The sequence below is a fragment of the Geodermatophilus marinus genome, from assembly GCF_003428645.1.
In the GTDB taxonomy this organism is placed as follows: Bacteria; Actinomycetota; Actinomycetes; order Mycobacteriales; family Geodermatophilaceae; genus Geodermatophilus.
The window spans coordinates 80,528-86,783 of record NZ_QVQH01000019.1 but is presented as its reverse complement, the minus strand read 5'-3'; the positions used below and the strand labels follow the sequence as shown (position 1 = coordinate 86,783).

General features: G+C 71.4%; 5 protein-coding genes and 1 pseudogene. 3 read left to right on the top strand and 3 right to left on the bottom strand.

What is annotated here, in order from left to right; translation table 11 throughout:
* Positions 1–583: 583 nt before the first annotated feature.
* The 3 genes from D0Z06_RS18410 to D0Z06_RS18400 all read right to left on the bottom strand — a co-directional run bounded on the left by D0Z06_RS18410 (position 584) and on the right by D0Z06_RS18400 (position 3,940).
* Positions 584–1,690: an ANTAR domain-containing protein gene (locus D0Z06_RS18410; protein WP_158580029.1), complete on the bottom strand. Its 1,107-nt coding sequence runs from the start codon at positions 1,688–1,690 to the stop codon at positions 584–586.
* A 487-nt stretch (positions 1,691–2,177) separates the two neighbouring features.
* A complete protein-coding gene (locus D0Z06_RS18405; protein ID WP_117378994.1) occupies positions 2,178–2,780 on the bottom strand; it encodes a response regulator transcription factor in 603 nt (200 codons plus the stop codon).
* Positions 2,777–3,940: a sensor histidine kinase gene (locus D0Z06_RS18400; RefSeq protein WP_117378993.1), complete on the bottom strand. Its 1,164-nt coding sequence runs from the start codon at positions 3,938–3,940 to the stop codon at positions 2,777–2,779. Before D0Z06_RS18400 ends, D0Z06_RS18405 begins: the two co-directional genes overlap by 4 nt.
* 158 nt (positions 3,941–4,098) lie before the next feature.
* On the opposite strand from D0Z06_RS18400, the gene D0Z06_RS18395 reads away from it, so the two are divergent.
* From D0Z06_RS18395 to D0Z06_RS27195, 3 genes and pseudogenes are all read left to right on the top strand, one after another.
* Positions 4,099–4,995, top strand: a complete 897-nt coding sequence (locus D0Z06_RS18395) for an ABC transporter ATP-binding protein (RefSeq protein WP_117378992.1) — start codon at positions 4,099–4,101, stop codon at positions 4,993–4,995.
* Between the two features lie 21 nt (positions 4,996–5,016).
* The gene (locus tag D0Z06_RS18390; RefSeq protein WP_117378991.1) at positions 5,017–5,736 is read left to right on the top strand and encodes an ABC transporter permease; all 720 of its coding nucleotides are present in this window, start codon (positions 5,017–5,019) and stop codon (positions 5,734–5,736) included.
* Positions 5,737–5,768: 32 nt separating this feature from the next.
* Positions 5,769–6,251, top strand: a pseudogene (locus tag D0Z06_RS27195) (GOLPH3/VPS74 family protein); the annotation flags it as partial.
* Positions 6,252–6,256: the final 5 nt, after the last annotated feature.

The window sequence follows — 6,256 nt, the reverse complement described above, 5'->3', positions numbered from 1 at the left end:
GTTGCGAGCGACGTTCACGACGTCGTCGCGGAACTCCTTGGGGTAGGGCTTGGGCACGGTGAGCATCCTTCCAGCGGCGCCTCTCGGCACCACAGATCAGATGTCACCTACTCGTGCAGCAGTCCCGCCCGACCCTGGCCCCCTGCGTAGTTGTGGGGCACCCTGCCCGACTCGCGGCCACGGGGCGCGGCATGACGCGGGACCGGCAGGGGACCGGCTCGCTCGCCGTCGATGGACGACCGCCCTCCGAACCAGGCTGGCGGACGCGTCATCCGTGATCTCCGTGATCCCAGGCCAGGTGTTCGGTCGAACAGCCGACGGACGGACCACCGCGCTCGACAGCGGCGACGGTGCGCTACCCCCGAGGAAAGCTGTCGCGCCGGCGGATGCAGCAACCGCGTCGGATCCACGTGCGCAGGTGCACATGCACACGCGAACGGTGCGTCGAGCTCGCCCACGCGCTAGGCGACGATTCTGGCGGGGAGCATGGCTACACCGGGGGGGTCCGCGGTGGGGCCAGTCGTGATTCTCGTGACGGTGGTCCCTGTCCAGGGTCATCCCCTGGCCGGCACGACGCGGCCGGTCAGCGTCTCGTGGTGCCCGCGTCGTCGATCTCGCCGGTCTCCGTGAGTCGTGCGGCCACGTCGCGCAGCTTCTGGTTGAGCCGCTGGGAGGAGCGCCGCAGCTGGTCGAACGCGGCTTCCGGCGTGATCTTGAGCCGTTCCATCATGATGCCCTTGGCTTGCCCGATCACGTCTCGGGAGGACAGAGCCACCTGCAGGTGCTGTCCCAGTTCTTCGAGGGTGACGCGGTCGTGGACCGCCCGGGCGGCCACGGAGGCGTGGGCGGCCAGAACGAGTCCGATCGTGCGCGCGTCGTCGCCGAACGCGTCCGCCGTGACGGCGTAGAGATTCATGGATCCGGCGAGGGGACTGGGCGCGGTGGCGTGCGCCCCGGCCAGGCGGTAGGAAACTGTGGACTGCACGCCGAAGTCGAGTGGGCGGGACGCGAGCTCGGGCCAGCGCCCATCGGGAAACGACGGCGCGTAGACAACCGGTTCGTCGATGGCGGTCAGGCAGGGCCCTTGGCCGGCCTGGTACTGGGCGTCGTCGGTGGCGCTGGCGGCAGGGTCGGTCGACGCCACGGTGCGCAACGCACCACCTTCGCTGAGGGTGATGCTGGCCATCCGACAGCCCGCCACGGTGGACACGGCAGCTTCTGCGACCTTGAGAAGGACGTCGGCGACGTTGTCGGCCGCGTAGAGATGCTCGGCGATCTCGGCAAAGACCATCGCGAGCAGAGTGGTCGGCTGGGCGGCCTCCCGTCGCGTCGCCGCCTCGCCCCGCGCTGCCGCCGCGGCGTCCCGTTCGGCACGACGGTCCTCCCGTTCCCGAGCCGCCCGGCGGCGCGAACGTCGGCCATCATCTCGCTGCCATACGGGCTCACCAGGCTCGGCAGCGGGGCCGTCCAGAGGAATACCCTGGACGGCGGCGCGAGCGTCGCCGCGTCGCTCACGTTCGTCCAGCAAGGCCGCCCGCACGTCGGCAAGCCGGTCGCGTTCATCGGCCGCAGCATCCCTGGCGTCCGCGACACTGTCCCGCTCCGCAGCGATGTCATCACGGCGATCGGCGACGAAATCGCGCTTGTCCGCGGCCCACCTGCGTTCGTCATCCAGCGGATCATGGGTCATGGCGACACAGCTCCTGCCCATGTCGGTCGAGCACACACCAGCCCCAGTGTGCTGGAACATCGCTGTTGAGAATGGAACGCGACCGGCCGTAGCTGTCTTCACGACAGCGGTGCCTGCCACAGCGCGAGCGCCGGTTGCCGTGGAGCCGGTTCTGTGGAAGCGCGAGGCGGCCGGCGTAGTCGTGAATGAACCGCCCGAGTCTGACGGAGACTCTCAGTCGCCGGAGGGACGAGAGCCGCGCCGACAATGCGAACCGTGCAGAAGCAACGGTGTCGCGGGACACCTGAACGGTGCCCCGCGACATCGCAATGGAGCGGGTGACGGGAATCGAACCCGCGTAGTCAGCTTGGAAGCCTGGGTCTCGACGCGACGTCATGGCTGGTCAGTGCCCAGCCGAGCGTAGGCCGTGCCTTCAACGTGCCTGAGCGCCACAGGTGGTGGGGGCAGTTGCCTGCACGAGGTCGCGCTTCCTCCGTGGGGAGGGCATTTACAGCCAGTCGTGCTCACGGGCGTAGCGAGCCGCCTCGTGGCGGGTGCGGGTCTGGGTCTTCTGCATGGCGCTGGACAGGTAGTTGCGTACCGTCCCAGGCGCGAGGTGCAGACGGGTCGCGATCTCGGCGACCGAGTAGCCCTCGCGGGTCACCCGCAGCACGTCGACCTCCCGGTCGGTCAACGGGCTGTCGTCGACGATCGCAGCGGCCGAGACGTCCTGGTCGATCCACCTCCGGCCGTCGTGCAGTGCCGCGATGACCGAGGCGATGTGCGCGGGTTCGGCCGCCTTGCTGGCGAACCCCTGGACGCCGAGTCGCAGCGCGCTGCGGAGCACGCCTGGCCGGGCGTGCCTGGTGAGCATGAGGACGACCTGCCCGGGCAGCACTCGCCGGATGTCGGCGACAGCCGCCAGGCCGTCGACGCCGGGCATCTCGAGGTCGACGACCAGCACGTCGGGCCGGTGCGCCAGCGTGGCCTGCACCGCCTCGGCGCCGTCGGACGCCTCGGCCAGCACCGTAATGTCGCCCTCGAGGGGGAGAAGCGAGGCGAGCGCGCTCCGGAGCAGCACCTCGTCGTCGGCCAGGACGACCGTGATCACCGGCCTGCCTCGCCCGCCGCCACCCGATCACCGGGGGCCGGCGCTGCGGGGGAGGTCGCCGCCGTCCGGAACCAGCCGTCCGCGCGCTCGACGGTGAGCGCGCCCCCGCCGGCCGCGAGCCGGCGCCCGAGGTCGGCCAGCCCGCGCTCCTCCGGCGGGCCCTGCCCGTCGACCCCGTCGTTCAGGACGGTGAGGCTGTCCGCCGAGAGCGAGATGCGGACGAGGGTGGCCCGCGAGTGCCGGAGGATGTTGGTCGTGGTCTCCCGGAGCACTTGCGCGAGGAGCTCGTCCGCCCGGGCGGCCGCGGCGTCGCACGTCACGCGGACTCGGATGCCCGCCGCCTCCAGCAGGTTCTTCGCGTTCTCCAGCTCCGCGGTGATGTTGAGCTTCCGGCGGCCGTAGGCCAGTTCTCTGGTCTGCTCGATCGTGTCGCCGACCAGCGCGTGGATCTCGCGCAGCTCCTGCTCCGCGCGCTCGGGCTCGCTGCGCAGCAGCCGCTGGGCCAGCGCGACCTTCAGCTTCACCACGTGCAGGGTGTGGCCCTGGATGTCGTGCAGATCGCCGGCGAACCGCATCCGCTCGCGCGTCACCGCGAGCTCGGCCTCGCGGTCGTGCTCGGCCTCCATGTCGGCCACGACGTCGTAGAAGCGCTTGTTGGGGAACATCAGCCCGGTGACGACCGCCGTGAAGCCGGCCGGGAAGAGCACGAGGTCGATCAGGTCGTCGGCACCGCCGGCGGAGCCGGTCAGGAACCCGAGCACGCCCACCGCCGCCACGTAGGCGACCAGGCCGCCCGCCGCGGCAGCGCGGTGCCGGGGAAGGTGGGACACCACGAGGGAGCCCGCGAGCGCGACCGGGTAGTACGCGGCTGCCCACCCGCCGTCCAACGCCAGCACCCCGTAGGGCCAGACCGCCCCCGCGACGGCGAGGCACGGGACGGCAACGCGGGCGATGTCACCCGCCGTCCACCGCTCGAACGCGACCAGCGCGGCGACCAGCCCCAGCCCCAGCACGCCGGCCTGCTGCCACGTCTGCGCCTGCCGGGCAACCAGGACCGCCCCGACAGCGGACAGCAGGGGCAGGAACAGGGTGAGGTTGAGCGTCCGGAACCGACGTCGCGACGACTCGGCGGTCGCCCATCGCTGGCTGCGTGCGTCCACGGGCGGCTTCCTGACGGGGGCGGAGATAGCACCATCCTTCCCGTCGGCACGTCCGGTCGGTAGTGACGCCGCGTCATGCGCTCTGCCCCGGCTGCGTCACGCCGAACAGTGACGGGACGGCACTGGGCGGCCCCGCCCCGGCGTCGTCCCATGGATGCATGTCCGACACACCCGTCATCGACGTCGCCGAGCTGAACGTCCGCTACGGCGACTTCCACGCCGTCAAGGACCTGTCGTTTCAGGTCGAGCCGGGGGAGCTGTACGCCCTCCTCGGCACGAACGGAGCGGGCAAGACCTCCGCCCTGGAGGTGGTCGAGGGGCACCGGACGGCGTCGTCGGGCACGGTGCGCGTCTTCGGCCGGCGCCCGACGGACCGGCGCGCAGTGCGCCCCAGGACCGGCATCATGCTGCAGGAGAGTGGCTTCTCCGACGACCTGAGCGTCGCGGAGTCCGTGCGCCTCGTCGGCCGGCTCTCCGGGCGGGCGGACGACGTCGACCGGCTGCTGAAGGTCGTCGACCTCTCCCATAAGACCGACACCCGGGTATCCCAGCTCTCCGGCGGGGAGAAGCGTCGGCTGGACTTCGCCACCGCGGTCTACGGCCGGCCGGAGCTGATCTTCCTCGACGAGCCGACCACCGGGCTGGACATCCAGTCCCGCGACGCCCTCTGGGACGCCGTGCAGCAGCTGCGGGAGGACGGGTCCACGGTCGTGCTGACCACGCACTACCTGGAGGAGGCGCAGCAGCGGGCCGACCGGATCGGGCTGATGCACCGCGGCGTCCTCCGCCAGCAGGGCACGGTGTCCGAGCTGACCCGGGCCTTGCCGGCCTCCATCCAGTTCTCCCTCCCGCCGGGGGCGACGACGCCGCCGATGCACTCGGCTCCGGTCTCCGGGAGCACCTATGTGATCGAGACCTTCACCATGCAGGCCGACCTCAAGAAACTGCTCGACTGGGCCGACGTCCACGCCGTCGAGCTGCTCGGGCTGTCCGCGGCGCCCACGCGGCTCGACGACGTCTTCCGTGCCGTCGGCTCCGAGCCGTCCACCTCCTGATCCTCCCGAAGGGACACGACTGTGCTCACCCTCGCCCGCAGCGAACTGGTCCAGATCCTGCGCAACCGGGCCGTCCTGATCACCAGCCTGCTGATGCCGCTGGCGGTCGGTGCCTTCTTCGTCTACAGCCGCGACACCTTCGCCGAGCTGTACGGCCTCGGCTACATCGCCGCGGTCGTCGTCTTCACGATCGGCGCCTTCAGCCTCTACTCGACGATCGTGACGACGCTGGCCGCCCGCCGACAGACCTTGTTCCTCAAGCGCCTGCGGTCCACCGCGGCCTCGGACCGGGAGATCCTCTCCGGTCTGGTCCTCCCGGTCACCGTGATCGCCGTGGTCCAGGTCGCGCTGATCCTCGGGGTGTTCGCCGCGGTCAGCCAGGCGCCGGCCGACGTCCTGGTGCTCGCGCTTGCCGTCGTCGCGACGTTCGCGATGATGCTCGCCCTCGGGGTGGCCACGGCTGGCGTGACCGGCTCGCCCGAGAAGGCGCAGGTCACCACCCTGCCGATCGCCCTCGGCACCATCGGGGTGGCCAGCTGGGTCGGCATCGCCGGGACCGAGAGCCTGACCTGGCTCAAGCGCGCGCTGCCCGGCGGATCGGCCACCGAACTGGTCGTCGGGACCTGGGACGGCGGCCTGGCGGTCACCGAGTCCCTGCGCCTGCTGCTGCCCACCGTGGGCTGGGTCGTCGTGGCGGTCTGGCTCGCCGCGAGGTTCTTCCGCTGGGAGCCGCGCCGGTGACCGCGCCCGGACCGTTGATCGTCGACGACCTGATGCTGCTGCTGATGGACGACGACGGCGCCTCCGTGCATGGCGCCGGGACCCTGCACTACACGCTCGGCGGTGCGCTGCTCACCGAGCTCGCCCTCCTCGGCCGGGTGGAGGTCGACGACACCGGCATCGTCAACGGCCCGCGTGTCACCGCCGTCGGCGAGGGGCCGCTCCCGGACCCGCTGCTGCAGTCCGCCTTCGACACGGTGGCGGAGGAGACACAGCGGGTGCAGCCCCTTCTCCTCGCGCTGGGGCTCGACTTGTGGCAGGTGGTCCGCGACCGGCTCGTCGATCGCGGGTTGCTGCGGCGGGAGGACTCGCGCTGGCTCGGCGTCTTCCGCACCACGAGGTGGCCGGCCGCCGACGTCCAGCGGGAGGCGCTGCTCCGGTCCCGCATACGCCGGACGCTGGAAGACGGCCAAGAGCCCGATCCCCGGACCGCGGCCATCATCGCGCTGCACTCCGCGAGCGGATCGTTGCCCTCGATACG